Source organism: Intestinimonas sp. UBA1698 (assembly GCF_002320075.1).
GTDB classification, from domain to species: Bacteria; Bacillota; Clostridia; order Oscillospirales; family Oscillospiraceae; genus Intestinimonas; species Intestinimonas massiliensis.
Genome location: NZ_DCJO01000028.1, coordinates 21,294 through 43,919, shown reverse-complemented (window position 1 = coordinate 43,919; position 22,626 = coordinate 21,294). Strand labels below are relative to the sequence as shown.

Sequence of the window (22,626 nt, the reverse complement as noted above, 5' to 3'; positions counted from 1 at the left end):
ACCATTTCGGTGTTAAACAGGATCGGTTTCACGTGTGCCTCCTTTCGTCGCCTCATCCTCCGCACCGCCCCTCCCGGTCAGCCCGGGCCAGCTCACGGAGGCGGGAGACATTGATCCCATAGCATCGAGCGGTAGACTTCATATAGCCATCTTCGACATCCTGCTTGATTTTTTTGATTTCCTCCGGCTCCAGGCCTGTGTCCTCGTAGGCGGCGAGACGGTTGATTACCGTTGGAATCTTAAACGCTTGCTCTGTCGGTGTAGCACCGTCTTTATTCGCAATGGCAACCCGTCCATCTGATCGTCTTACAGTCAACCTATCCATGTTCAACCCTCCTTTAGGCTTCTCCATTCTCGCGCAGGGGGCACCAGCGCGGCGATGTCTTGATGTTCGGATATTCCTCGCCGGGTTTCGTGAATCCAATAAAGGCCGCCATCCTGGGGCTGTGCGGGCAAACTCGCGAGAAAGTCTCCACAGCCGTGGGGTGCTTACACATACAGTCTCCGCGCGGCCCTTCCGGGCGGCTGTTGCCAGTAATTCGCGCTCTGCCGGTCAACTCCATGTGCTCGCACTGCCTGCATACGGGTATCCTTTTCACGTTTCCGCCTCCTTTTGGTCCTCATCGCCTCGTCAGTCTCACGCCGTACTGGGCTGGACAGCCTTTCTGCATATCGGCTTCCCAGCGCTGTCTCTGGGCGCACCGGCCCTGACCCAGCTCAGCCACAGGTCCTCAAAGGCCCGCACCTCCGGGGTTCGTGGGCAGTTCCGCATCCCCCGGTTCTGCTGTACTGTCAGCTTCCGTTCATCCAGCTCCAGGGTGTAGAAGGACTTCCGGGGCATGTTCTTCCTCCGGATGAAGAAAATGGCCGTTTTCCCGTTGGCGTGCTTCTTCCCATAGGTGCTGACGCAGTGGTGGAGGGCGTTGCCCTCATCGGTCAGCTCCTGCTGGCTGGCCGCTGGCCGGATCAGCAGGCCGTCCGCCGCGAAGGCGTACTTGCGCAGCACCATCCGACGTACCCGAAACTTGGACGCCAGCCCCTTCTCCTCCAGTTGGGACATCTGGGCGGTGGCCTCGTCGTGGGCGGCGAACAGATCATGTGGGTAGCGCACTCGCTCATTGCTCAGGTCCCAGCCCAGCCGCTCCGCCATGTCCCAGTAATCTGTGAGGATCTGCACATCCGGTACCTGGGCATACGCCGGCGGGTCCTCGTCCTCCGGCTCCGGGACGTAGTTGGCCTCCCACTGCCCGCACTGCTGAAGCAGGTACCGGATGCTCTTGGCCACTGGGCCGCGGCCCACCAGTTGTCCCACATGCTCGTCGCCCAGGTAGAAGGCGTTGACGATGTCTTCCCCGGTCAGGAGCTCCCCCGCCGCCTTGCTGTATCGAAACAGGTCCCAAAAGAGCTGGTTCCAGTCCTGCTCCCGGGCCAGGCGCAGCTCTTCCCGGTTCAGGTGCAGCATTTTGGCGGGCCTGGTCTGGCTCCAGTCCAGCTCAGGGATATCCAGCCTGCCCTTCGTGTTCTTGTCCCACTTGGCTGCCCGGACCTGGCTGTAAATGAGATCGTCCAGCACTTGTGGCAGACCGTGGACCAGCGCCGCCTCCACATTGGGGTGGGCCTGATAGAGCCGCAGCCAGGCCACCGGGAAGTGGAACGCTCCGGGCCGGTCCTCCATATAGACGTCCAGCTTGCAGTGGGGCAGGCAGCTCTCCGCCACCAGCTCATCGGTGAGGCCGAAGATGTTGTCCTCCTCCCCCCACTGCTCCATCCAATCCCGGGGCTGCCGCCACTCCCGGTTGTACTGGATGAAATAACCGGCATGGCCGCTGTAGGCGTTGCTCCAGCCCTTGAGCTGGGTGCAGTCCGAAGCGGAGAACACATAGGACTCCGCCGGGATGGCATCCAGGTGCTCCCCACCTCCGAAGGACACCTTTCTCTGGATCACCCAGCCCGTCAGGGCCAGCAGGTGATCGGGGCCCACCACGGCGGCGCTCATAGCCCGTCCCTCGGCGGAGACAAAATAGCCCTTCCGCCGCAGGTCCGCCTTCCGGCGGATCTGGACCTGAACGCCGCAGTTGGGGCAGAGGATCTCTTCCCCATCCTCGTACACCATCCCGCCCTCTACCTCGGTAAAGCTCTCCGGCAGGATAAATCCATAGCCCTTTTGTCCCCGGCCGTAGTGGTACAGATCCTGATGGCCGCAACAGGAGCACTGCACGCGGACCATCTTCCGCTTCCGGGGTCTGGCCCACTCGTCCAGCATCACGTCCAGGCCGTAGTCCTCCACCCACTCCAGCTCATAGAGAAAACCGTGGGTGTCCAGCTCATCCTGAAGGATTGCCGAGGCCCAGGTGAGAAAGCCCTCCGGCGGCTGGAGGGACACCAGTTTACGCACATCCTCCATGTCCTCACCCCCAGAAGTCGGCCAGATCCAGCCCGAGGAGGCCGGTAGAGCCGGACTCCTGCCGCTGGGGCAGTCCGTAGAACTCCCGTAGGATGCGGTCGGACTCCGCCGGGGTGACACAGGCAAAGCCCCCGCTCTTGTGGCTGTCCGCGAATGCCTTGATCTTCTTCTCCGCCTCCACGATGGACATGGCCTCCACCTCCAGGTCCTGGGCCAGGAGCTCGGCACACGCCGGCTCCGCCCGGCACAGGTCCATGAGCTGCTCCGCCACCATCCACTGAGGGGAGCGCTCCTTTACCTTGCTCTGCTGCTCCTTCAGCTTTCGGATCGCCTCCTGGATCATTCCGCACACCTCCCGATGGCCTCGGCCAGGGCCCTCAGCGCCTTCTCCGCCCCTTGGGCGGCGGTATGGTCAGTCCTTCCACGCAGCTTGAGGAGAATGCCGTGCATCTTGTTGGCCGTCTCCTGCGACTGTTGGAAGAGGAGCTTGAACATGGACACGTCCTCATCGGAGGCCAGCACGGCATTTTTCCGGGCCTGCTCGGAGTCCTTGAGCTGAGCCTGGGCCTGCTCCAGAGCGGCCTCGGCGGCCTTGCGCTTTTCGTCGGCCTTGGCCTTCGCCTCCTTGGCCTTGTCCAGCTTGGCCTGCATCTCGGCCATGGCCTCTGCCCTGCCCTGCTCGATGGACTCCTGGTCCACCACAGTCTCCACCGCCACGTCCACCGGCCGGTTCTTCAGCTCAGTCAGCTCCTGTTCCAGGCGGGCAGCCTCCCGATCCGCCTGTTCCTTCTCCGCACGGGCCGACTCCAGCGTGGCGTTGACCACCTTCATGTCGGCCTCCATCTTCGCCCGGGCCTGCTCCGCAGCGGCGGCGTCGGCCCTGGCGGCCTCGGCAGCTTTCCGGGCCTCGTCCCGCTCCTTGATGGCCTGCTCCAGCTGCCGGGCGGACATGTCGATAACGGGCATCTCCTTGCCGTCCACCTCGTGGGTCTCGCTCAGGAACCGCTCCCGCTCCTCCGCCGGCAAGGCCAAGAGCGCCAAGGCTTTGGAGGCTCCCAAATCCGCAAGCGTCTGCGGATTTGACCACTCTCTGGCAAGACGCATAAAGTTCTGGGCAGTCCGCTCCGAAAACTCAACCTGCTCGGTGAGCCAGGGCAGCCACTCCCCATGGGAAAGCATCCCTTTGGCCTCTATGAGCCGGGCGCCGATGTCCAAGATGGCCTCCCCGGCCTCCCGCTTCAGATCCAGGATCTCAACGGTGACCGTCTCAATGGTCCGGTCGGGCCGCTCAGGTTTGTAGCTCGACATAGCGGCCAGCTCCGCCTCCTCGGCCTCTCTCCACCGGGCTCTGCGCAACTCCTCTTGGTCATCGATCTCATAGCCTGGCCGGGCGTTGTTATCGTAATAATGGCAGTCCAGCTCCCGGCCCACATAAGCGCATTTCTTCTCACACTCGGCCTGGAGGGGACAGCGATCATTCGTTTTTCCCATAGTCTTTCCCATGGTCAAACTCCTTTCAGCGTTGGTTAAAAAATAAAGTTTGCCTCAAGGTGTGCCCATTCACCTTGTACTCTACGATGTAAAAGCGTCGCTCTGGATGTATGTACCAAACGGTACCCTCTACTGTGGGGGCCTTCGGTTTTTGTCGTTCTACGGCAACAGACGCTTCCTCTGCAAAGACCGACGGCTTAAAGCGCACTCTTTCCCCAATCTGCAATCAGTTTCCCTCCTTGAATGGGTCATCTTCGTCCCTCACCGTCGTCTGCATGGGGATCTGTTCTCCAGACAGCTCCCACCCGAACCGTTTGCTCGGGCCGGTCTCCAACCTGTAAAACCGTTTCGACATAGCTTCAAACTCCAACCCGATGGTCCGTTTTTCGCCAAAAGAGCGATTTTTCAGAACACTCAGCTCGGTCCGTGGCTCCACGGGATCTTCTCCTCTTTTTCCGCCCCGGACACCGCGCTCCAGGGAGAACACATTGTCCGCGAAATTTGTAATATCCCCGATTCCGCCCACATCGTCCACCTTCAGGTGTTTGCCGTCTGTCTTGCGTGGGTGGGCAACCAAGTGCACATGGACCCCGGCATGCTTGGCAAAGCTGACCAAAGCCTCTACAAAGTTGGACTGAGCCCGATAGTAATCCTCGTCCCGGCGTGTTTTGAATCTGGCCGTCATGATGTTGTCTACCAGGAACACCTTGGCGCCGTAAAAATTGCGGGCGTAGCTGAACAGTTTGATGATCCGATCCCCATCATGCGAGGCACTGTCTCCAATGTCGCAGAGGAAAAACCTGCGGCGATACCATTCGTCTATCTGGGCCTGTACGACCTCAGAGACCCTTGGCACCTTGCGGCCGCTGCGCTTGTCCTGCTGCATAGCGATATTATCCGGTCCCGCCGCCTGGAGCGATGTCCAGTATTTGAACTTCCAGGCCGGGAGCTCACCGGAGTAGGCGCACACTGGGATGCCCTGATCAATCGACTCTAGGAGCATCTGCCCCAGCAGCGTGCTCTTGCCCTCGCCTCGCCGCCCGGTCCATACGGAGAGCTCCCCCATGTAAAACCCGCCGATGGCCCGGTCCAAATTGCCGATGCCGGACAGAGCCCGTGGCATTTGTGATACATTCGGCTGTTTCACATCCGCCAGATCCAGCAACCCGTAGACCGGGAGCTCCATCACGTCCAGCAGGATCTGGTCTAAAGCCTTGATACCGTGAGCCGCTTTCAATTCCGGGATTGATTTGCAGCCCCGAAACGCTTTGTCCTGGGCCACGTAGAGCGGTGTCCCGGTCAGGCGTCGTCGGATTTCCTCCACCATCTTGTGGCGGCGCTCCGGGTCTGGGGATACAATGACCACATACGGGAATGCCTGGACGAACTCCGCGCACTTTGGGAGATCCGCCCACTCCACCCCGGAAGCAAGGCAAACGGCGTTGATCTGGATGGTATAGACAGCCTCCGGCCCGTCACAGAACCACAGGCCGCGTGGCATATCTGGGTCCAGGAACCGCGGCTCGTACACGAGCCACTGGCTTACGTCAGGCAGCTCACTCGACAACACGGTCATCCTCCTCCCCGCCATCCCGAGCCGCTGGCCGGTCCCGCGCCTTTGGCTCGTAGACTGTGATCCATCCGGCGGAAGCGGCCAAACTGAGCATGTCCGCCTTTACGGCATCATCTCCCGAGGAAAAACGGTCCAGTCGGGACAGCAGGGCCTTGTAAGCCGCTGGACTGTGCTTGGCCTTTGGCAGCTCCATGCGGGCGTCCACAAAGTTTTTCAGGGTGTCCCTCAGTACCGGGTGTTCCGCCACATAGCTGTTGAGCAGATCTGCAGATTCTTTCGGAAGTTCCTTTTTCCGCTGTTTCGCCTCTGGGGGGCTATAGGGGGTATTACGTTCTATACTTGTTACGTTCTCCTCCACTTTTTGGTGGAGAGGGGTCCCCTCTTTTTGGTGGATAGGGGTCCCCTCCGGGTGGGGAGGGGTATCCTCTTTTTGGTGGATAGGGGTGTCTACCCATAGCCTCCGCTTTACAACCGCGTTTGTGGAGGCGTCTCGGATGACCTCAATCATTATGTATCCCTTCTCGCCCAGGAGTGAGATCAGCCGGCTGATGGATTTAGGCACCATATCAAACAGCTTTGAGAAGTAGGCGTTGCTGGCCCAGCAGTAGCCCTTGGCGTCGGCCAGAGCCGTGATTTCGGCATAGAGCAGCTTGGCATTGGGCCGAAGCTCCGGATCATATCGCACCTTGGCCGGGAGATACGCCATATAGGAGGGAGTGCGCTCATCCATGTTCGCTCCCCCCCTTCCCGTGTTGACATACAAATCCGTCCGTCAGGCAGACCGCGATCCCGCCGGACAAGACAGCCCAGAGCTGATCGACCTCCGGGCCTATGACCGGGTCGGCCGGCATGTCATACTGCTCCCGCACCCGAAATCCGATGCTCCGCAGGTGCGACAGCCGTTCCATCGGCTTTTTTCCTTTCAGGCAGTCCGGGTATCCTCCGCCGTGGCCGGCTTCAAAGGTGACGGACAGCTTGTCCAGCGCCTTTGCCCAGTCTTCGGCTCTTCGGGCTTCTCGGATAGCCCTTTCGGCGTCAAGCTCTGCTAAAGTCGTCTCAATAGACACCGCTGCCACCCCCTTGCAAAACGCTTTTCAATCTGATAAAATGAACCTGGTTTTTAGAGCAGAACCAAGGGCCTGTGCGTCGATGCCAGTCGGCGCGTGGGCCCACTTTTTTTATGCTCATGGGCTCGTCCTCCAAATTTCCAATGTTTGAGTTGGTTTGTCCTATGCGTGCTCCTGCGCATAGCGCAGGGCCATGGCGGCCTTCCCCAGTCCCTCCACCTCGGAGAGAATCTTATCGTATAGGGGCCTCTCCTCATTGTCGATTCGTCCGTCGGCCCCAATGGATAGGAGATCCTTGTCCCTATGCTTATCGGCAAAGGCATAGATCTGACTGAGAAGCTGCATGATTGCCTCTGACAGGGGCATCTCCGCCATCTCTGGGATGATGCGCCGGGCCAGCTCCGCGTTGGCCCGCAGGTGCTGTACGGCCAGGAAGCGGTTATCATAGAGGTCCACCATCCTGGACACGACTTCATCGGATGGGACCCGCTGCCCCTGCTCATAGGCTCGGATACTCTCAACGCAGATGCCAAGGGCCTCGGCTGCTCTTTCCTGGGTCAAACCGGCAGTCTTGCGCGCAGCTTGATAGATATTCCGGTAGTTGTCGTACATGGTAATTGTTCCTCCCGGCGGGTATAATGATGGTAGTCAACAGGCTTCCACGTCGTCCATCAGCGTAATGGTGCCGTCTTGCTGACAGATGATCAGGGCCGTCTTGCCGTCCCGGTACGTAATGCGGACTGCATTGCAGGTCAGCGTATCCACCTGCCGCAGGCTCTGGGGCGGGACCTGTCGCTCCAGCCATTTCTTGATGTTGTTCTGTTCCGTAGTGCTCGGCATAAACATAAGGTTCTCCTCCAGATCATGATAAGAAATACTCCACCCACTGCGGCAGGCCCAGGCAAAGCAGGACCATGCCCCCAAGCAGCAGGCTGTCCCGGATGCGGGTCATGCGCGCATCGCCTCCTTTACTGCCTCGCAGATTGCCTCGAACGGGATCAGTAGCCCGCCCTCTCTTTTGTACCGGACCAGTCCGCCCGGGCTGATATTAAATGTGTACCTGGACTCCCCTTCAACGGACATCCCGAAGGGGGCCCTCTGCTCCCGCAATGCCAGGCGGAGCGCCATCTCCGTCCAGCCGATGTATCTGGCCGCCACGGCCAGGGGTACGTTATCATAGGACAGAATTTCTTCATCCGTCGGGGCGGGTGGCTTTGGGTGTATTCTGCGGTTCAAGATTTACGCCCCCTTCCTCTTAAAAGTGCGTTCTATCGGACAGGTAATGAGATTTCCCGTAAGCCCGCCTCCTTTCAGCTCACGGCCGGATCGGCCTGGTTGCCTCCCGCCCCGCCCTGTGGTAAGATGTGGGCGGAGAAAGGAGGTGGTTTCATGATTGACATTGATGGACTGCGCAAAGCAATCCGGGTATTTGAAATTGACTCCATGCCTCATTCATGGAGCGCCAGCAATCCTGCGAGTATCGGTGATATAAATAAGCTGCGAGATAGTATCAAAGCCGTACTCAGTGCATTTGTTGATGAACTTGAGAAAAAATAGCATAGGCGCCGTCAGTTACTGCTGGCGGCCTCCTTTTTACAAAACTCAATCATCCCGAGGTTGTTTAATCTGCTGTAACACTGATATATGGTTTCCTGTGCCTTGGTCAGCTCTTCCAGAATTTCCTTTAGCTCTTTATCATCTACTTTGATTGATACGGAATAGACGTTCATCGGTGCTTTCTCCTTTCAGCTCACGGCCGGATCGGCCTGGGGTCCGGGTGGTTCTCGGCCATAGAGGGCATCAATGGTGCAGCCTAAAATTTTTTCTGCAACATAGATATGGACAGCTTCGTTAATAATGGAGTTTTTTGTCCTGCATGTCCGCCTTGCATACATTTCCAGCGCCTTGTTGACTTCCCCCGTCGTACGGAATGTCAAACGCGCCCCATTGTCTTTTGTCATCTTCATGACGTCACCCCTTAGTAAATATAGCATGTCATTATTAAGACGTCAATAGTCTTAATTGATAATCTGGCTAATTATGCTTATAATTAAGACATGAGACGTCAAAATATGGAGGATATATATGGAAGAAAAACGTTTTACTCTTCGTATGGATGGGAACCTCTTCAATGATATTTGTGAGTTAGCCGCTACACATCGTCGGTCAACCGCAAAAGAAATCGAATGCGCTATAGCTGCATATGTCTGCAATGAGAAACGGAAAATGATTACGCAGGAATACGACAAAAATATTACCCATGAACAGGCATTGGAAGAAATTGAACGGCTAAATGCACTTTTCGAAACTTACAAGCGATTTGAGTAATTACCACTTCCCTTTCAGCTCGCGACCGGATCGGCCTGGGGTCCGGGTGGTTCTTGGCCATAGAGGGCATCAATGGTGCAGTGGAGTGCCTCAGCAAGTAGTGGCAGCTTGTCCGCGCTGGGGTACCCTTTTCCCGTCTCCCACTTATAGACGGCCATCTCCGTCACTCCCAGCGCCTCGGCCACTTGGGCGCGGATCAGCCCCCGCTGCTCCATTATTGTGTCAATAACAGCGCTATTACGGACACTATAAGAGATACGCAGGCAATTCCAAGCCGGATATAAGCGTCTACCGGGAAGCAACTGAATTTCCGCAGCCCATTTTTATAGTGCGTCAGGCTCCATTCTTCGTCTTTCCGCATTTCCTCACCTCCCTCTGCGCTCGACCTAACTCACCACTGCGGCAGGCCCAGGCAAAGCAGGACCATGGCCACAAACAGCAGGCCGTCATGGATGCGGTGCAGTCGTTTCATTGGTGAACTCCTCTCACACGCTGTCTTGGTTGCCTCCCGGCCCCGCCCTGTGGTAAGATGTGGGCAGAGAAAGGAGGTAAAAAGAATGGTACTGAATCCTGACTGCGTAAGGGACATCTTGCTTGAGGTCGAATCGCTCGGTTTTGATGAATGCCTGACCATCAATCTTTTGCACGAAAGGCTCCCGGTGTATAGTTCCGATCAACTGGAGTACACCTGTCTCATGCTTGAGGATGGTGGCTTTTTGGAACTCATAACCATTGAAACGCTGGGGCGGAATTTACCGGGCGTTAAGTTGATTCAATGCCTCACCTATAAGGGTCATGAGTTTCTTGCCAACGTTCACAAGGATGACATATGGGCTGGCGTTAAATCCGTTTCCAGCAAGATCGGTTCAGCGTCTCTGTCTGCACTCACCCAAATTGCCAGCAACGTAATCTCCGAAATTATCAAGGCCCAGTTCGGCCTTTCCTCCCCAGGAGCCGTTTGATTACCGCCGTACTACACGCCTTCATCTCTTCTTCAGATGGGGGCGTGTAGCCCTTCGTTTGCATGTAGTAACAGATGACCAGTAACCCGACATGGTTTTTTACCCAACCAATGACGCACACGATTATTGCAACGGTCCAAACAAAGCTGAGCATATCATCCCTCCTTTCAGCTCGCGACCGGATCGGCCTGGGGTCCGGGTGGTTCCCGGCCATAGAGGGCATCAATGGTGCAGCCCAATACGTCAGCAATCTGAGGGATCATTGCCCCCGTTGGCATTACAGTCCCAGATTCCCACATAGCTACGGTCGATTGGGTAACTCCCAGTTGTTTGGCCAGCTCCGTTTGCGTCAATTCATTTTTGGTTCGAATTGATTTAAGACCTTTCATTTTTTCACCCCTCTTATTTCAAGTATCTTGATATTACGGTTTTATATTATATCAATAATCTTTATATGTCAAGTATTTTTATTGATTTTCTTGAAATACTCTTTTCAGCAGTATGCTGATACGCTATGATGCTATCAAGGTGGTTGATATTATGAACCGTATTAAGGTGCTTCGGCTAGAACGCAATATAAAACAGGTCGATTTGGCCAAAGCTGTATCAGTCAGTCAGGCCGCACTCTCAGGGTATGAGACCGGAAAGTACGAGCCTGACTTCGATACACTTAAACGGATAGCAGCGTATTTTGACGTCTCCATTGATTACCTCTTAGGGGGCAAATTGGATTCAAGGGATAATGTCTCAGCCACCGAGGATGATATCAAAGCCGCCTTTTGGGGCGGAGACAAAGACTTCTCCGCCGAGGACATGGACGCGATGTGGGCCGACGTGAAGAATTTTGCCGCTTTTGTGGCCCAGAGAAAAAAGCAGGAGAAAAAACGGGATGAATGATATCATCGATCTCTATGACTATGCCGGGCAGCATGGGATCGGGGTTTATTGGTTTACGATGGAGAGCGCCGAGTCTCTCTCCATGGTTGCCCCGGATGGAGATTGCTATATCGCTATGGATCCTTGGTACTTGAGCACGCTGGCGGAGGAAAAAGTCAAGCTTGGGCATGAGCTTGGCCACTGTTCGACCGGCAGCTTTTACAATGAAGATGCCGCTTTGGATGTCCGGCAGAAGCATGAGAACCGGGCCAATCAATGGGCATATCAAAAGCTCGTCCCTGAGGACGAGCTGATGCGGGCTGTTCTCCACGGATATCGTGAGCCGTGGGAGCTGGCCGAGTATTTTGATGTTACCGAGCCTTTCATGCGGGGCGCGATAGAATACTACCACAGGAAGGCCGGAGCATAAATCTGCGTTTGGTAGGAGCCACGGGATAGAAAGAGAGGGAATAATATGGATTTCATTGACCAACTAAAACAGTTTGCAAAGCGAGTCGAGTCCTTAAAAGACTCAATTTCAACAGAGGAAGCTACGAAAACGGCCATTATCATGCCTTTCTTTTCTATGCTGGGATACGACGTTTTTAATCCCCAGGAATTTGTGCCAGAGTTTACGGCTGACGTCGGCATCAAAAAGGGAGAGAAGGTGGACTACGCAATCATCAAGGATGGAGAACCCGTCATTTTGGTTGAATGCAAATCTGTCACCGAAAATCTTGAGAAGCACGATTCTCAGTTGTTCCGTTATTTTGGGACGAGCACGGCTAAATTTGCTGTATTGACCAATGGTGTCATATATCGCTTTTATACCGACCTGGACAGCCCTAACAAGATGGATGATGATCCCTTCCTCTCTATCAACATTTTAGATATACGGGATAACCAGGTGCCAGAGCTGAAAAAGTTCTGCAAAAACGTTTTTGATATTGATTCTATCTTCAGCACAGCATCGGAACTGAAATATGTTCACGAGTTCAAAAGCACCTTTAGCGAACAGCTCAACACCCCATCTGATGATTTCATACGGTTTTTCCTGCAGGGTTGTTATTCGGGGCCCAAAACCCAAAATGTAATCGAAAAGTTCCGGCCCATCCTTCGTAAAGCTCTAAACGATCTCATAAGCGAAATGATGAACGACAAGATTAAAACTGCCCTCGGAGGATCAGGCGGAAGCGTCTCCATTTCCGATACCAAGCCGGAAACGGAGACGGAACCTGAGCAACCTGTTGAGGTTGAAGAAAAGCGCGGTCCCAATATCGTCACAACCGAAGAGGAGCTCGAAGCATACTTTATTGTCAAAAATTTACTTAGCGATGCTGTTGATATCAAGGACATCACATACAAGGACACAGAGTCTTATATTAATATTCTTTACAAAGCAAATACTAGAAAGTGGATCTGCCGTCTTCGGTTGACTGATAAGCAAAAAACACTGATCCTCCCTGGAGAAGATAAAAAAGAATGCAAGTATGCCCTAGATGATATTTATAACTTACCTCAGCATAAGGAAGCTCTGATGGCAGTCTTGCAAAGGTATTTGTAATCCCAATTGAACCTAAATGTGAAAATGGATGCCGCCCCCTGCGGGGGCGGTTTTCCACTAAGGAAGGCCGGAGTATTAACCTGTGGCCGCCGATCCTCTGGGGGAATTTCCCAGGGTGGTAGCACCGCCAGCAAAGGAAGGAGCATGGGCATGCTAGAAGAAAAGGATCTACAGGCAATCGCGCAGTTGATGCAGGGCATGAAAAAAGAAATCATAGGCGAGACCAATGAACTGCTGGCCCAGCAGAAGCGGGAGATCATGCAGGAGGTAGGCGTTCTGATCGAGAACGAGGTCACGCCAAAGTTCAACCTGCTAGCCGAGGGGCAGGAGGAAATTCTACGCCGGATGCCCAGCGAGGAGGATATGGATATCATCGACGGTCGGCTGACCGCCCTGGAGGCATCTGTGCGGAAACTCAACCGGGAAGTGGCCCAGCTCAAAAAAGTGCAATAAAAAACCGCCCCCGGCGCTGCCAACACCAGGGACGGCGGAAAAGGGGTGAATAGCTTGAGGCCCATTCACCCTTCTATTTTATCGGAATAGGAGGAATCTGTCAATGAGAAGAGCGAACGGCACTGGGTCCATCGTGAATCTGGGTCCCAACCGTCGGCGGCCTTATGCCGTCCGGGTGTCCTATCTGGCCCGACCGGGCCTGTGGAAACAGCGGTATCTGTCTTATCACCGCACCAGCCGTGAGGCTCAGGACGCACTGGAGGCCTACAACCGCCAAGAAGTCAAGCCTAGGGTTGCGCCAGTAACGCTGCAGGAGGTCTATGGCCAGTGGTCGGCCCGGAAGTATACCCGTGTCGGCTCGGCATCTGTGGTCTCTTACCGGGCCTCCTGGGCGCGCCTTGCCTCCCTGGCCGAACGGCCCATGGACCGGATCACGGTGGACGACCTCCAGCAGATCATTGACGATGATGAGGCTAACGGTATGTCCAAATCGTCCATCACGAACGACAAGATCCTGATGAAGGCGCTCTACAAATTTGCTATGGAGCGTGACATCGTGCGGAAGGACTGTTCCGCATTCGTGGAGCTTCCCACCGTGGGGGAAAAACGAGAAAAGGGGGCCTTTGACGAGCAGCAGATCCAGAAGCTGAAATCCCTGGCGGAGTCTGGTTTCCCGTGGGCCGACGCGGTGCTGATGCTCTGTTATACGGGCTTTCGGATTACCGAATTTCTGACCCTGACCCCTGCGGCTTACCACGCCGAGGGCGGGTATCTCCAGGGCGGGTTGAAGACCAAGGCAGGGCGTGATCGCATCGTCCCCGTTCACCCGCAGATCAAGCCATATTTGGATCAGTGGCTTTCCAAGGGAGCGGGCACCATTATATGCAGATCCAATGGCCGCCCGGTACCTTCAAAATGGTTCCGCGAAAAAGTCTTTCCGGCAGTCGTCCATGAACTTGGCGCGGATGGCGCCACCCCGCATTGGTGCAGGCATACGGCAGCCTCCCGTATGAAGGTAGCAGGCGTAGACGAGCTAGCAGTGAAGCGCATCCTCGGTCATGCAGACAAGGACGTAACGGAACACTACACGCACACTGATATCGACTTTCTGTCGAAGGAAATTCGGAAGGTTTTGTAACTAGTTTTCCAAACATGTGCAAAACTACAATTTAGAAAATGTTTTTAATTTGTCTCATTTTAAGAATAAATGGGTATTATTTTTAAATATATGTTTGACGGCAACTAAAAACTTTTAAGGAAACCTTAATACTTTTTTCGTTCCTTTCCAGCCCCTCCTATGGTAAAATGAAGAAGCAACCTACAAGAAATCCTGAAAAAGGTGTGAATCGGATGGAGAATTCCTTTGACTGTCTGATCATCGGTGCGGGTTACGCCGGGGCCGTGGCGGCCCGGGAGCTGGCCGAGCGGGGCGGCCGGCGGGTGCTGGTGCTGGAGCGCCGGGACCACATCGGCGGCAACGCCTACGACTGCCCCGACGCCCACGGCGTGCTCATTCATCAATACGGCCCCCATATCTTCCATACCTCCAACAAACGGGTCTTCGACTGGCTCTCCCGGTTCACCGGCTGGCGGCGTTATCAGCACCGGGTCATCGCGAATCTGCCCCGGGACAACCCGGAGGTGGTCCCGGCCCGCAAGAAGTCCGACGGCCGCTTTTGCTTTCCGGTGCCCTTCAACCTGGATTCCCTGGAAAATGCCTTCGGCGCCCAGGATGGCAAACGGCTGGGGCAGAAGCTTCTGGACGCCTACCCCGCCCAGAGCCAGGTGACGATTCTGGAGCTGCGGCAGAACCCCGACCCGGAGATCGCCGCCATTGCGGAATACGTGTACGAGCACGTCTTCGTCCACTACACCATGAAGCAGTGGGGCCAGACCCCCGAGGAGATCGACCCGGCCACCACCGCCCGTGTGCCGGTGCGCCTCTCACGGGACGACCGGTACTTCCAGGACGCCTACCAGGGGATGCCCTTGGAGGGCTACACGCCCATGTTCCAAAAAATCCTGGACCACCCCAACATCACCGTGGAGCTGGGCGTGGAGGCCCGCGACCGGGTGAAGCTGGAGGGCGGAACAGTCACCCTGGACGGCGCGCCCTTTACCGGCGCGGTCATCTTCACCGGACAGGCCGACGAGCTCTTCGGCTTCCGGTTTGGGCAGCTTCCCTACCGCACCCTGGACTTCCGGTTTGAGACCTACGAGAAGCAGTTCTACCAGACTCACGGTACGGTAAACTACACAGTGGACCGGGACTACACCCGCATCACCGAGTTCAAGCACCTCACCGGCCAGGATCTGCCCGGCCTTACCACCATCATGAAGGAGTACTCCCGTGCCTACACCGGGGCCCCTGGCGAGACCCCCTACTACTCCATCATCAACCCGGAGAACAACGCCCTCTATGCCAAGTACGCGGCCCTGGCATCGGAGTACCCCAACCTCCATCTGCTGGGCCGTCTGGCCGAATATAAATATTACAACATGGACGCCATCGCGGGGCGGACCCTGGAGCTCTGCGACAGCCTCCTGACCAAGTCATAGGAGCGGTTTTTGTGAAACTTCTGACATTCGCGGTCCCCTGCTACAACTCGCAGGACTACATGGAGCACTGCATCCACACCCTCCTGGAGGGAGGCGACGAGGTGGAAATCATCCTGGTGGACGACGGCTCCAGGGACAACACCGGCGCCATCGCCGACCGCTATGCCCAGCAGTACCCCGATATCGTCCGGGTCATCCACCAGGAGAACGGCGGCCACGGCGAGGGGGTGAATCAGGGCCTGCGCCACGCCCAGGGGCTCTACTACAAGGTGGTGGACTCCGACGACTGGGCCGACGTGGACGCTCTGCGCCAGGTGGTGGACAAGCTGCGGGAGTTCTCTCAGATGCCGGAGCCGGTGGACCTTTTGGTGTGCAACTATGTGTACGAGCACGTGGAGGACCACACCCAAAAGGTCATGCGGTATACCAACGTGTTCCCCCAGGGACGGGTGTTTACCTGGGACGAAATCGACCGGTTCCGCCCCTCCCAGTATCTGCTGATGCACTCGGTGTTCTACCGCACCGAGCTGCTGCGCCAGTGCGGGCTGGAGCTGCCCAAGCACACCTTCTATGTGGACAACATCTTTGTCTACCAGCCCCTGCCCTACGTCAAGACTCTGTACTACATGAACCTGGACTTCTACCGCTACTTCATCGGCCGGGCCGACCAGAGCGTCAACGAGCAGGTCATGGTTAAGCGGGTGGACCAGCAGCTCCGGGTGACCCGCCTCATGATCGGCAGCCACGACCTGACCCAGATCTCCGCCCAGCACCGGCGGCTGGGGCACTATATGTTCAACTACCTGGCCATGATGATGACCATCTCCTCCATCTTCCTCATCATCGACGGTTCCCCCGCAGCCCTGGGGAAAAAGACCGAGCTGTGGGAGTATCTGCGCACGGCCTCCCCCCGGCTGTTCCACCGGATGAAGTATCGCTCCTTCTCCATCGTCAGCAACTTTCCCGGCTATCAGGGCCGGAAGCTGTCGGTATCCCTGTACCGGCTGGCCCGGAAGATTTACAAGTTCAACTGACCGGGGGCCGCGCCGGACCGGCGCGGCCCTTCTCCTGTCATGTAGGCGGGGATAAAATGCCTCATCGGGAGCGCCCACCATCGTCCTTACATAAATTTTAAGCCGTAAAAATACACTAACAATAATCTTATTTTCACTGCAAAAGATATGCTTTGTTTAACCCGGATATGAGGAGGCGAAGTATATGGAGGAGCGCAAACATCTAAGCATCCGCATGGATGCCGAGCTTCACGACAAGCTGAAGTATATTGCCGAATACGATGGGCGCTCTATGAGCAGGCAAATACTCCATCTCATCACCACTTGTGTGCGGACCTTTGAGCAGGAGCACGGCCCCATCCAGACGGAGGACCCATCATGAGCCGGCCGCTGGGCGCGCTGCTGGACCTTCTCTTCCCGCCCCGGTGCGTGTTTTGTCGCAGACTGCTCCACCGCGGGGAGGAGGGCATCTGCCCCCGCTGCCAGCAGGAGCTGCCCTGGGCCCTGGGGGCCGAGGCGGAGCAGACAGGGGAGTTCTTCTCCCTGTGCGCCTCCCCGCTGTGGTATCAGGACCAGGTCCGCGCCTCCTTCCACCGCTATAAATTTAAGGGGGTCCGGGGCTACAGCCGGACCTACGGCCGCCTGGTGGCCCAGTGCGTCCAGGACCACCTGGCCGGACGGTACGACCTCATCACCTGGGTCCCCCTGTCCCGGGCGCGGCTGCGCCAGCGGGGCTATGACCAGGCCATGCTGCTGGCCTCGGCGGCGGCGCTGGCGCTGGACGACGTGGCGGCCGAGACCCTGTGTAAGGTGCGGGACACCGAGGCCCAGTCCGGCCTGGGGAAAAACGACGCCTCCCGCCGGGCCAACGTGCTCAGCGCCTATCAGGTCACCGATCCCGCGCTGGTGGAGGGCAGGCGCGTCCTGCTCATCGACGATATCGTCACCACCGGCTCCACCCTGTCCGAGTGCGCCCGGGTGCTCCGCACCGCCGGAGCCACCGACGTGGTCTGCGCCGCCCTGGCCCGGTCCCGGCGCTCCTGCTGACGAAACGCCCGCGGACGTGTCTTCTTTTTGAAAATATGGTTGAAATGCGCCGGGACACCCGATATAATAGGGAGGATAGCTCTGGCGATACGGATAATGGCTCATGCAAAGGGGATTAACCATGGGTTTCTGGGCTAAAATAAAGGAAAAGCTAAACAGATTTCGAGGTGCAGGTATGTTCAGTAAAGATATTGGAATCGACCTTGGCACCGCCTCCATCCTTGTATACATCAAGGGCAAGGGCGTGGTGCTGCGGGAGCCCTCGGTGGTGGCCATCGACAAGAACACCGGCAAGCTGCTGAAGGTGGGCACCGACGCCCAGAAGATGCTGGGCCGCACGCCCGGCAATATTGTGGCCATCCGGCCCCTGCGGGAGGGCGTCATCTCCGACTACGACATGACCGAGCGGATGCTGCGGGAATTCATCCGCAAGGTGACCTCCTTCCGGCTGTTCAAGCCCCGGGTGGTCATCTGCGTGCCTTCCGGCATCACCGAGGTGGAGGAGCGCGCCGTCATCGACGCCGGCGTCCAGGCCGGCGCCCGGAAGGTTTACCTCATTGAGGAGCCTCTGGCCGCCGCCATCGGCGCGGGCATAGACATCACCCAGCCTGACGGCCACATGGTGGTGGACATCGGCGGCGGCACCACCGACATCGCCGTCATCTCCCTCAGCGGCATCGTGGAGTCCACCTCCATCAAGATCGCCGGCGACCAGTTCGACGAGGCCATCGTGAAGTACATACGGCGCAAGCACAATGTACTGATCGGTGAGCGCACCGCCGAGGAGCTGAAAATGCAGATCGGCTGCGTCTTCCCCCGCCCGGAGGAGCAGACCGTGGAGATCAAGGGCCGCTGCCTGATGACCGGCCTGCCCCGGGTGTTCTCCGTGTCCTCCAGCGAGATGATCGAGGCCTTTGAGGAGGTCTCCACCCGCATTCTGGAGGCCATCCACGGCGTGCTGGAGCGCACGCCCCCCGAGCTGGTGGCCGATATCTCCACCAACGGCATCGTAATGACCGGCGGCGGCAGCCTGGTCTGGGGCTTCGACAAGCTCATCGAGTCCCACACCGGCATCGAGACCCATGTGGCCGACGACGCCATCTCCTGCGTGGCCTACGGCACCGGCAAGAGCCTGGAGTGGGTGGGCGACATGGCCGACGGCACCCTGAACATTTCCCGCCGCAAGCAAATGAACTGATTCCTGGAAAACCCCCGCCGCTGACGCGGAGGGGGTTTTTTGAAAGAGGGCTTGAAGATGAAAAAGAAATCCTTCAGCAGCGCTACCCTTCTGACCGGCGTGGCCGCCTTTATCGTGTTTCTGGTGGCGGCCTGCGCCGCCTATTACATGACCGCGGGGGTTTTCGTCACCGCCCAGATCGCCGCTGTCTACGCTGTGCTGGGGGCTCTGGGCGCCCTGGCCCTGCTCTTCCGCCGAAAACTGTTTGCCCTGTTCTTTTACGTGGGCTGCGTGCTGGGCTGGCTGTCCGGTAACTTTGTGGGCGGCCTGGAGGGGGACTTTGCCCCCACCGCCGGGCTCATCTGCACCTTTGGCCTCATCCTGCTCTTTGCCGTGCTGGGCGGCGTGCTGGAGTGGAAGGCTTTCCGACGCCGACGCCGGAAGGAGCAGGCCCGTCTGGAGCGCCAGCAAAAAGAGGACGCCGCCCGGGAAGAGCAGCTCATCGCCCAGCAGGCCGCCAAGGCCGACTCCCGGCAGAATTTTTCCTCCGTCCCCGGCCAGGAGGCCCCGGCCGCCCAGCCCCCCGAGGACGGCCAGGCCGCGGAAAGGAGCTTCTGACCCATGTCCGAAATCGTTGTCAATCTGCTCCCGCTGACCCCCGCCCAGCAGGAGCGCTTCCGCGCGGCCGCCCCCCAGGCGGAGCACCGCTTCCTTCCCCGGATGGACATCAACGGCGGCACCCTGCGGGAGGGAGACCCCGCCGGCTTTGACGGCGCCACCGTGGTGATCGGCTGCCCCACCCGCGCCCATCTGTCCCATGCCCCGGGCCTGAAATGGCTCCAGACCTGGAGCGCGGGCACCGACGTCTATCAGCGCCCCGGGATGCTGCCTGAGGGCTGCATGCTCACCTCCGCCGCCGGGGCCTACGGTCCCGCGGTGTCGGAGCACCTGTTCGCCTGCCTGCTGGCCCTTTGCAAAAAGCTGCCCCAGTACCGGGACGAGCAGCGGAACCACCACTGGACCGACCGCGGAACGGTGAAGAGCCTGCGGAACGCGCTGGTGCTGGTGGTGGGGGCCGGCGACATCGGCACCGCCTTCGCCGGGCTGTGCAAGGCCGTGGGCGCCCGGACCGTGGGGCTCAAGCGTACCGTCGGTCCGGTCCCCGCCGCCTTCGACGCTCTTCACCCCATCTCCGAGCTGGACCGGTGGCTGCCCCAGGCCGACGTGGCGGCCTTCGTCCTCCCCCACACGCCGGAAACCGTCCACATCCTGGACGAAAAGCGCCTGGAGTCCATGAAGCCGGGCTCCATCCTGCTCAATGCCGGGCGGGGCTCCGCCGTGGATCTGATCCCCCTGGAGGAAGTTCTCCGCTCCGGCCACCTGTGGGGCGCCGCGCTGGACGTTACTGAGCCGGAGCCCCTGCCCCCTGATCACCCTCTCTGGGATGTGGAAAATCTGATCCTCACCCCACACTGCGCCGGCGGCTTCCACCTAGATGTCACCCTGGCGCGCATCGTGGACATTGCCGTGGAAAATCTGCGGCGCTATGCACAGGGAGAGGCCCTGAACAACCGCGTCCAATAAACAAGAGGTCCCACCTGGGGGTGGGACCTCTTGTTCTGCTCTGAACCGGATGGCACCTCCAACCATCCGGCTTTTGAGGTGTCCGATCGGTAACAATCGGCGGGCCGATTCGACGGCCTTATTGCGCCAAGTATGGTATCTTCTCTGTAAAAGGAGGGATACTCATGCGCACAGCCGCCGCGCTTTTGGTCCTTGTCCTGCTGCTCTTCCTCAATCCGGCCGTGGTGGCGGCGGCGCCACCCGCCGCGCGTATGGACCTGGCCGTCCTGCTGTGGGAGAGCGCCGGTGCCGTCCCCTTCGCGGCCGGCGGCGCCTTCTCGGATGTAGCGCGGAACGACGACGGCGCCACCGCCGCGGCCTGGTGCCGTGAGGCCGGGCTGCTGCTGGGCACGGGCGACGGCCGCTTTTCTCCGGACCGGCCGTTGACCCGGGAGGAGCTGGCAGTGGCCCTCCGGCGGTACGCCCGCATCCTGGGCCGGGACACCTTTCTCCCCGCCGGTGCCGCGGAGTGCAACGACTACGCCGACATCTCTCCCTGGGCGGACGACTCCCTCTACTGGGCCTGCGACGCCGGCGTGCTGAACTGGTCCGAGGGCGGCCGCCTGGACCCCGGCGGCACCCTGACTCTGGCCCAGCTCCAGGCCGTGCTGGAGGATTTTTTGGCCCGCTAAAACCAGGCAGGTCCCTCCCCAGCGGTGTAAACCGCCGGGGAGGGACCTCTTTCGTCTATTCTGCTTCGGCGCGCTGCCCGGCCTTGGCCGCCGCGATAAAGTCCCGGAACAGAGGATGGGCCTTGTTGGGGCGGCTCTTCAGCTCCGGGTGGAACTGGACCCCCACGAACCAGGGGTGGTCCTCCAGTTCCACGATCTCCACCAGCCGCTCGTCCGGGGACAGCCCGGCCAGCACCAGTCCCGCCCCCGTCAGGTCCTGCCGGTAGTCGTTGTTGAACTCGTAGCGGTGGCGGTGTCGCTCGGCAATCTGGTCGCAGCCGTAGGCCTGGTAGGTCCGCGTCTCCCGGGAGGTGACCCGGCAGGGATAGGAGCCCAGACGCATGGTGCCGCCCTTGGCGGTGACGCCGCGCTGATCGGGCATCAGATCGATGACCGGGTGGGCGGTGGCGGGGTCCAGCTCGCTGGAGTGGGCGTCCGCCCAGCCGCAGACGTGCCGGGCATACTCCACCACCGCCATCTGCATCCCCAGACAGATGCCCAGGAAGGGCACCTTATGCTCCCGGGCGTAGCGGACCGCGGAGATCTTACCCTCAATGCCCCGGTCGCCAAAGCCGCCGGGCACCAGCACTCCATCGGCCTCCGCCAGGACCCGGACGGCGTTTTCGTCGGTGACGGTCTCAGAGTCCACCCACTGGACCTCCACCTTCACGTCGTTCTCGATGCCGCCGTGAGTCAGGGCCTCCACCACCGAGAGATAGGCGTCGTGGAGGGCCACATATTTGCCCACCAGGGCGATCCTCACCGTGCCCTTGGGGTGCTTGGCCCGGTGGACCATGGTGGCCCACTCGGTCAGGTCCGGGGCGTGGCAGATGAGGCCCAGACGCCGGACCACCACGTCGGCCAGCCCCTCCCGCTCCAGCATCAGGGGCACGTCATACAGCAGGTCAGCCGTCAGGTTGGGGATGGCGTTTTCCCGGGGGATGTTGCAGAACAGGGAGATCTTCTCCAGGATCTCGTCGGGGATGGGCGCGTCGCAGCGGCACATGATGACATCGGGCTGAATGCCCAGACTCAGCAGCTCCTTGGCCGAGTGCTGGGTGGGCTTGCTCTTGAGCTCCCCGCTGCCGGGGATGGAGACGATGAGGGAGACGTGGATGAACATCACGTTCTGGCGTCCGCGCTCGGCCGCCACCTGCCGGATGGACTCCAGAAAGGGCTGACTTTCGATGTCGCCCACCGTGCCGCCGATCTCCACGATGGCCACATCGGTGTCCGGCGTATCCAGCGAGTAGATGTTCCGCTTGATCTCCCCGGTGATGTGGGGAATGATCTGCACGGTGCCGCCCAGATAGTCCCCCGCCCGTTCCCGGTTGAGCACATTCCAGTAGACCTTGCCCGAGGAAACCGAGGAGTTGAAGGTGAGGTTCTCGTCGATGAACCGCTCGTAATGCCCCAGGTCCAGATCGGTCTCCGCCCCGTCGTCGGTGACAAAGACCTCCCCGTGCTGATACGGGCTCATGGTGCCGGGGTCCACGTTGAGATACGGGTCCAGCTTCTGTACCTTCACCCGCAGGCCCCGCTGCTTCAGCAGCCGCCCCAGAGATGCCGCCGTGATGCCCTTGCCCAGTCCCGATACCACACCGCCGGTGACAAAAATGTACTTGACCGTCATATTGTTTCCTCCCATCCTTCCCTGATGGGACGCCATCGTCCCGGGACGCCGTTGCCCCTGCCTTTTTGTTCCATAAAAATCCTATTTATTCTACCGTTCCCCACCCCTCCCGTCAAGAGAAAATCGCGGGAAACCACCCCGCAGCCTGCACAAAATACCGCTATTTTACCGTGCTATACTTTTTG

30 protein-coding genes are annotated in these 22,626 nt (G+C 58.6%); 16 read left to right on the top strand and 14 right to left on the bottom strand.

Going from position 1 to position 22,626, the window contains the following annotated elements:
* Nucleotides 1-52 precede the first annotated feature (52 nt).
* The 9 genes from B3H64_RS05685 to B3H64_RS05645 form a co-directional block, all read right to left on the bottom strand.
* Complete coding sequence (locus tag B3H64_RS05685) at nucleotides 53-325, bottom strand: hypothetical protein (protein ID WP_050617047.1); 273 nt, start codon at nucleotides 323-325, stop codon at nucleotides 53-55.
* 312 nt (nucleotides 326-637) lie between these two features.
* Nucleotides 638-2,404 (bottom strand): PcfJ domain-containing protein, encoded by a 1,767-nt coding sequence (locus B3H64_RS05680; protein WP_286733661.1) that lies wholly within the window; start codon nucleotides 2,402-2,404, stop codon nucleotides 638-640.
* 4 nt (nucleotides 2,405-2,408) lie between these two features.
* Complete coding sequence (locus tag B3H64_RS05675) at nucleotides 2,409-2,747, bottom strand: hypothetical protein (RefSeq protein WP_050617049.1); 339 nt, start codon at nucleotides 2,745-2,747, stop codon at nucleotides 2,409-2,411.
* A complete protein-coding gene (locus B3H64_RS05670; protein WP_286733659.1) occupies nucleotides 2,744-3,907 on the bottom strand; it encodes a DUF3102 domain-containing protein in 1,164 nt (387 codons plus the stop codon). The genes B3H64_RS05675 and B3H64_RS05670 overlap by 4 nt, the downstream gene beginning before the upstream one ends.
* A 214-nt stretch (nucleotides 3,908-4,121) precedes the next feature.
* Nucleotides 4,122-5,471, bottom strand: a complete 1,350-nt coding sequence (locus tag B3H64_RS05665; RefSeq protein ID WP_414653464.1) for an AAA family ATPase — start codon at nucleotides 5,469-5,471, stop codon at nucleotides 4,122-4,124.
* The gene (locus tag B3H64_RS05660) at nucleotides 5,452-6,198 is read right to left on the bottom strand and encodes a helix-turn-helix domain-containing protein (RefSeq protein WP_286733657.1); all 747 of its coding nucleotides are present in this window, start codon (nucleotides 6,196-6,198) and stop codon (nucleotides 5,452-5,454) included. Before B3H64_RS05660 ends, B3H64_RS05665 begins: the two co-directional genes overlap by 20 nt.
* Complete coding sequence (locus B3H64_RS05655) at nucleotides 6,191-6,535, bottom strand: hypothetical protein (RefSeq protein WP_286733654.1); 345 nt, start codon at nucleotides 6,533-6,535, stop codon at nucleotides 6,191-6,193. The genes B3H64_RS05660 and B3H64_RS05655 overlap by 8 nt, the downstream gene beginning before the upstream one ends.
* A 162-nt stretch (nucleotides 6,536-6,697) precedes the next feature.
* Nucleotides 6,698-7,147 carry a helix-turn-helix domain-containing protein gene (locus B3H64_RS05650; protein WP_050617055.1) on the bottom strand — a complete coding sequence of 150 codons (450 nt, stop codon included), beginning with the start codon at nucleotides 7,145-7,147 and terminating at the stop codon, nucleotides 6,698-6,700.
* 36 nt (nucleotides 7,148-7,183) lie between these two features.
* A complete protein-coding gene (locus tag B3H64_RS05645) occupies nucleotides 7,184-7,375 on the bottom strand; it encodes a hypothetical protein (protein WP_154666614.1) in 192 nt (63 codons plus the stop codon).
* 549 nt (nucleotides 7,376-7,924) lie between these two features.
* Here B3H64_RS05645 and B3H64_RS05640 point away from each other — a divergent pair.
* Nucleotides 7,925-8,092 carry a hypothetical protein gene (locus tag B3H64_RS05640; RefSeq protein ID WP_154666615.1) on the top strand — a complete coding sequence of 56 codons (168 nt, stop codon included), beginning with the start codon at nucleotides 7,925-7,927 and terminating at the stop codon, nucleotides 8,090-8,092.
* An 11-nt stretch (nucleotides 8,093-8,103) separates the two neighbouring features.
* On the opposite strand, the gene B3H64_RS05635 is transcribed toward B3H64_RS05640, so the two are convergent.
* Nucleotides 8,104-8,265 (bottom strand): hypothetical protein, encoded by a 162-nt coding sequence (locus tag B3H64_RS05635; protein ID WP_154666616.1) that lies wholly within the window; start codon nucleotides 8,263-8,265, stop codon nucleotides 8,104-8,106.
* 15 nt (nucleotides 8,266-8,280) lie between these two features.
* Complete coding sequence (locus B3H64_RS05630) at nucleotides 8,281-8,502, bottom strand: hypothetical protein (RefSeq protein ID WP_286733650.1); 222 nt, start codon at nucleotides 8,500-8,502, stop codon at nucleotides 8,281-8,283.
* A 118-nt stretch (nucleotides 8,503-8,620) separates the two neighbouring features.
* Between B3H64_RS05630 and B3H64_RS05625 the strand changes: the two genes are divergently transcribed.
* Nucleotides 8,621-8,863 carry a hypothetical protein gene (locus B3H64_RS05625; RefSeq protein WP_278894504.1) on the top strand — a complete coding sequence of 81 codons (243 nt, stop codon included), beginning with the start codon at nucleotides 8,621-8,623 and terminating at the stop codon, nucleotides 8,861-8,863.
* A gap of 14 nt (nucleotides 8,864-8,877) precedes the next feature.
* Here B3H64_RS05625 and B3H64_RS05620 read toward each other — a convergent pair whose 3' ends face one another.
* Nucleotides 8,878-9,078: a helix-turn-helix domain-containing protein gene (locus tag B3H64_RS05620; protein WP_286733647.1), complete on the bottom strand. Its 201-nt coding sequence runs from the start codon at nucleotides 9,076-9,078 to the stop codon at nucleotides 8,878-8,880.
* A gap of 342 nt (nucleotides 9,079-9,420) precedes the next feature.
* Here B3H64_RS05620 and B3H64_RS05615 point away from each other — a divergent pair, with 342 nt between their 5' ends.
* On the top strand, nucleotides 9,421-9,825 hold the full coding sequence (locus B3H64_RS05615) for a DUF2513 domain-containing protein (protein WP_286733644.1): 405 nt from the start codon (nucleotides 9,421-9,423) through the stop codon (nucleotides 9,823-9,825).
* 167 nt (nucleotides 9,826-9,992) lie between these two features.
* On the opposite strand, the gene B3H64_RS12055 is transcribed toward B3H64_RS05615, so the two are convergent.
* Complete coding sequence (locus B3H64_RS12055) at nucleotides 9,993-10,214, bottom strand: helix-turn-helix transcriptional regulator (protein ID WP_414653463.1); 222 nt, start codon at nucleotides 10,212-10,214, stop codon at nucleotides 9,993-9,995.
* 151 nt (nucleotides 10,215-10,365) lie between these two features.
* Between B3H64_RS12055 and B3H64_RS05610 the strand changes: the two genes are divergently transcribed.
* The 13 genes from B3H64_RS05610 (at nucleotide 10,366) to B3H64_RS05550 (ending at nucleotide 20,769) form a co-directional block, all read left to right on the top strand.
* Entirely contained in the window at nucleotides 10,366-10,722 is a 357-nt protein-coding gene (locus B3H64_RS05610) for a helix-turn-helix domain-containing protein (RefSeq protein ID WP_286733641.1), read from the top strand.
* Entirely contained in the window at nucleotides 10,715-11,131 is a 417-nt protein-coding gene (locus B3H64_RS05605) for an ImmA/IrrE family metallo-endopeptidase (protein WP_286733638.1), read from the top strand. The genes B3H64_RS05610 and B3H64_RS05605 overlap by 8 nt, the downstream gene beginning before the upstream one ends.
* 45 nt (nucleotides 11,132-11,176) lie before the next feature.
* Nucleotides 11,177-12,265, top strand: a complete 1,089-nt coding sequence (locus B3H64_RS05600; protein WP_278894500.1) for a type I restriction endonuclease — start codon at nucleotides 11,177-11,179, stop codon at nucleotides 12,263-12,265.
* 150 nt (nucleotides 12,266-12,415) lie between these two features.
* On the top strand, nucleotides 12,416-12,718 hold the full coding sequence (locus B3H64_RS05595) for a hypothetical protein (protein WP_286733636.1): 303 nt from the start codon (nucleotides 12,416-12,418) through the stop codon (nucleotides 12,716-12,718).
* 103 nt (nucleotides 12,719-12,821) lie between these two features.
* Entirely contained in the window at nucleotides 12,822-13,856 is a 1,035-nt protein-coding gene (locus tag B3H64_RS05590) for a tyrosine-type recombinase/integrase (RefSeq protein WP_278894497.1), read from the top strand.
* 212 nt (nucleotides 13,857-14,068) lie between these two features.
* Nucleotides 14,069-15,277 (top strand): UDP-galactopyranose mutase, encoded by a 1,209-nt coding sequence (gene glf / locus B3H64_RS05585; RefSeq protein WP_286733632.1) that lies wholly within the window; start codon nucleotides 14,069-14,071, stop codon nucleotides 15,275-15,277.
* A gap of 11 nt (nucleotides 15,278-15,288) precedes the next feature.
* Entirely contained in the window at nucleotides 15,289-16,311 is a 1,023-nt protein-coding gene (locus B3H64_RS05580; RefSeq protein ID WP_050617063.1) for a glycosyltransferase family 2 protein, read from the top strand.
* Nucleotides 16,312-16,495: 184 nt separating this feature from the next.
* Nucleotides 16,496-16,672, top strand: coding sequence for an Arc family DNA-binding protein (locus tag B3H64_RS05575; RefSeq protein ID WP_286733631.1), 177 nt, complete (start codon nucleotides 16,496-16,498; stop codon nucleotides 16,670-16,672).
* Nucleotides 16,669-17,337 carry a ComF family protein gene (locus B3H64_RS05570; protein WP_050617064.1) on the top strand — a complete coding sequence of 223 codons (669 nt, stop codon included), beginning with the start codon at nucleotides 16,669-16,671 and terminating at the stop codon, nucleotides 17,335-17,337. The genes B3H64_RS05575 and B3H64_RS05570 overlap by 4 nt, the downstream gene beginning before the upstream one ends.
* 175 nt (nucleotides 17,338-17,512) lie before the next feature.
* The gene (locus tag B3H64_RS05565; protein WP_050617065.1) at nucleotides 17,513-18,535 is read left to right on the top strand and encodes a rod shape-determining protein; all 1,023 of its coding nucleotides are present in this window, start codon (nucleotides 17,513-17,515) and stop codon (nucleotides 18,533-18,535) included.
* A gap of 57 nt (nucleotides 18,536-18,592) precedes the next feature.
* Nucleotides 18,593-19,132 (top strand): hypothetical protein, encoded by a 540-nt coding sequence (locus B3H64_RS05560; RefSeq protein ID WP_050617066.1) that lies wholly within the window; start codon nucleotides 18,593-18,595, stop codon nucleotides 19,130-19,132.
* A 3-nt stretch (nucleotides 19,133-19,135) separates the two neighbouring features.
* On the top strand, nucleotides 19,136-20,098 hold the full coding sequence (locus B3H64_RS05555; RefSeq protein ID WP_050617067.1) for a D-2-hydroxyacid dehydrogenase: 963 nt from the start codon (nucleotides 19,136-19,138) through the stop codon (nucleotides 20,096-20,098).
* Between the two features lie 164 nt (nucleotides 20,099-20,262).
* The gene (locus B3H64_RS05550; protein ID WP_050617068.1) at nucleotides 20,263-20,769 is read left to right on the top strand and encodes an S-layer homology domain-containing protein; all 507 of its coding nucleotides are present in this window, start codon (nucleotides 20,263-20,265) and stop codon (nucleotides 20,767-20,769) included.
* A gap of 55 nt (nucleotides 20,770-20,824) precedes the next feature.
* Here B3H64_RS05550 and B3H64_RS05545 read toward each other — a convergent pair whose 3' ends face one another.
* Nucleotides 20,825-22,441, bottom strand: a complete 1,617-nt coding sequence (locus B3H64_RS05545; RefSeq protein ID WP_286733626.1) for a CTP synthase — start codon at nucleotides 22,439-22,441, stop codon at nucleotides 20,825-20,827.
* Nucleotides 22,442-22,626 lie beyond the last annotated feature (185 nt).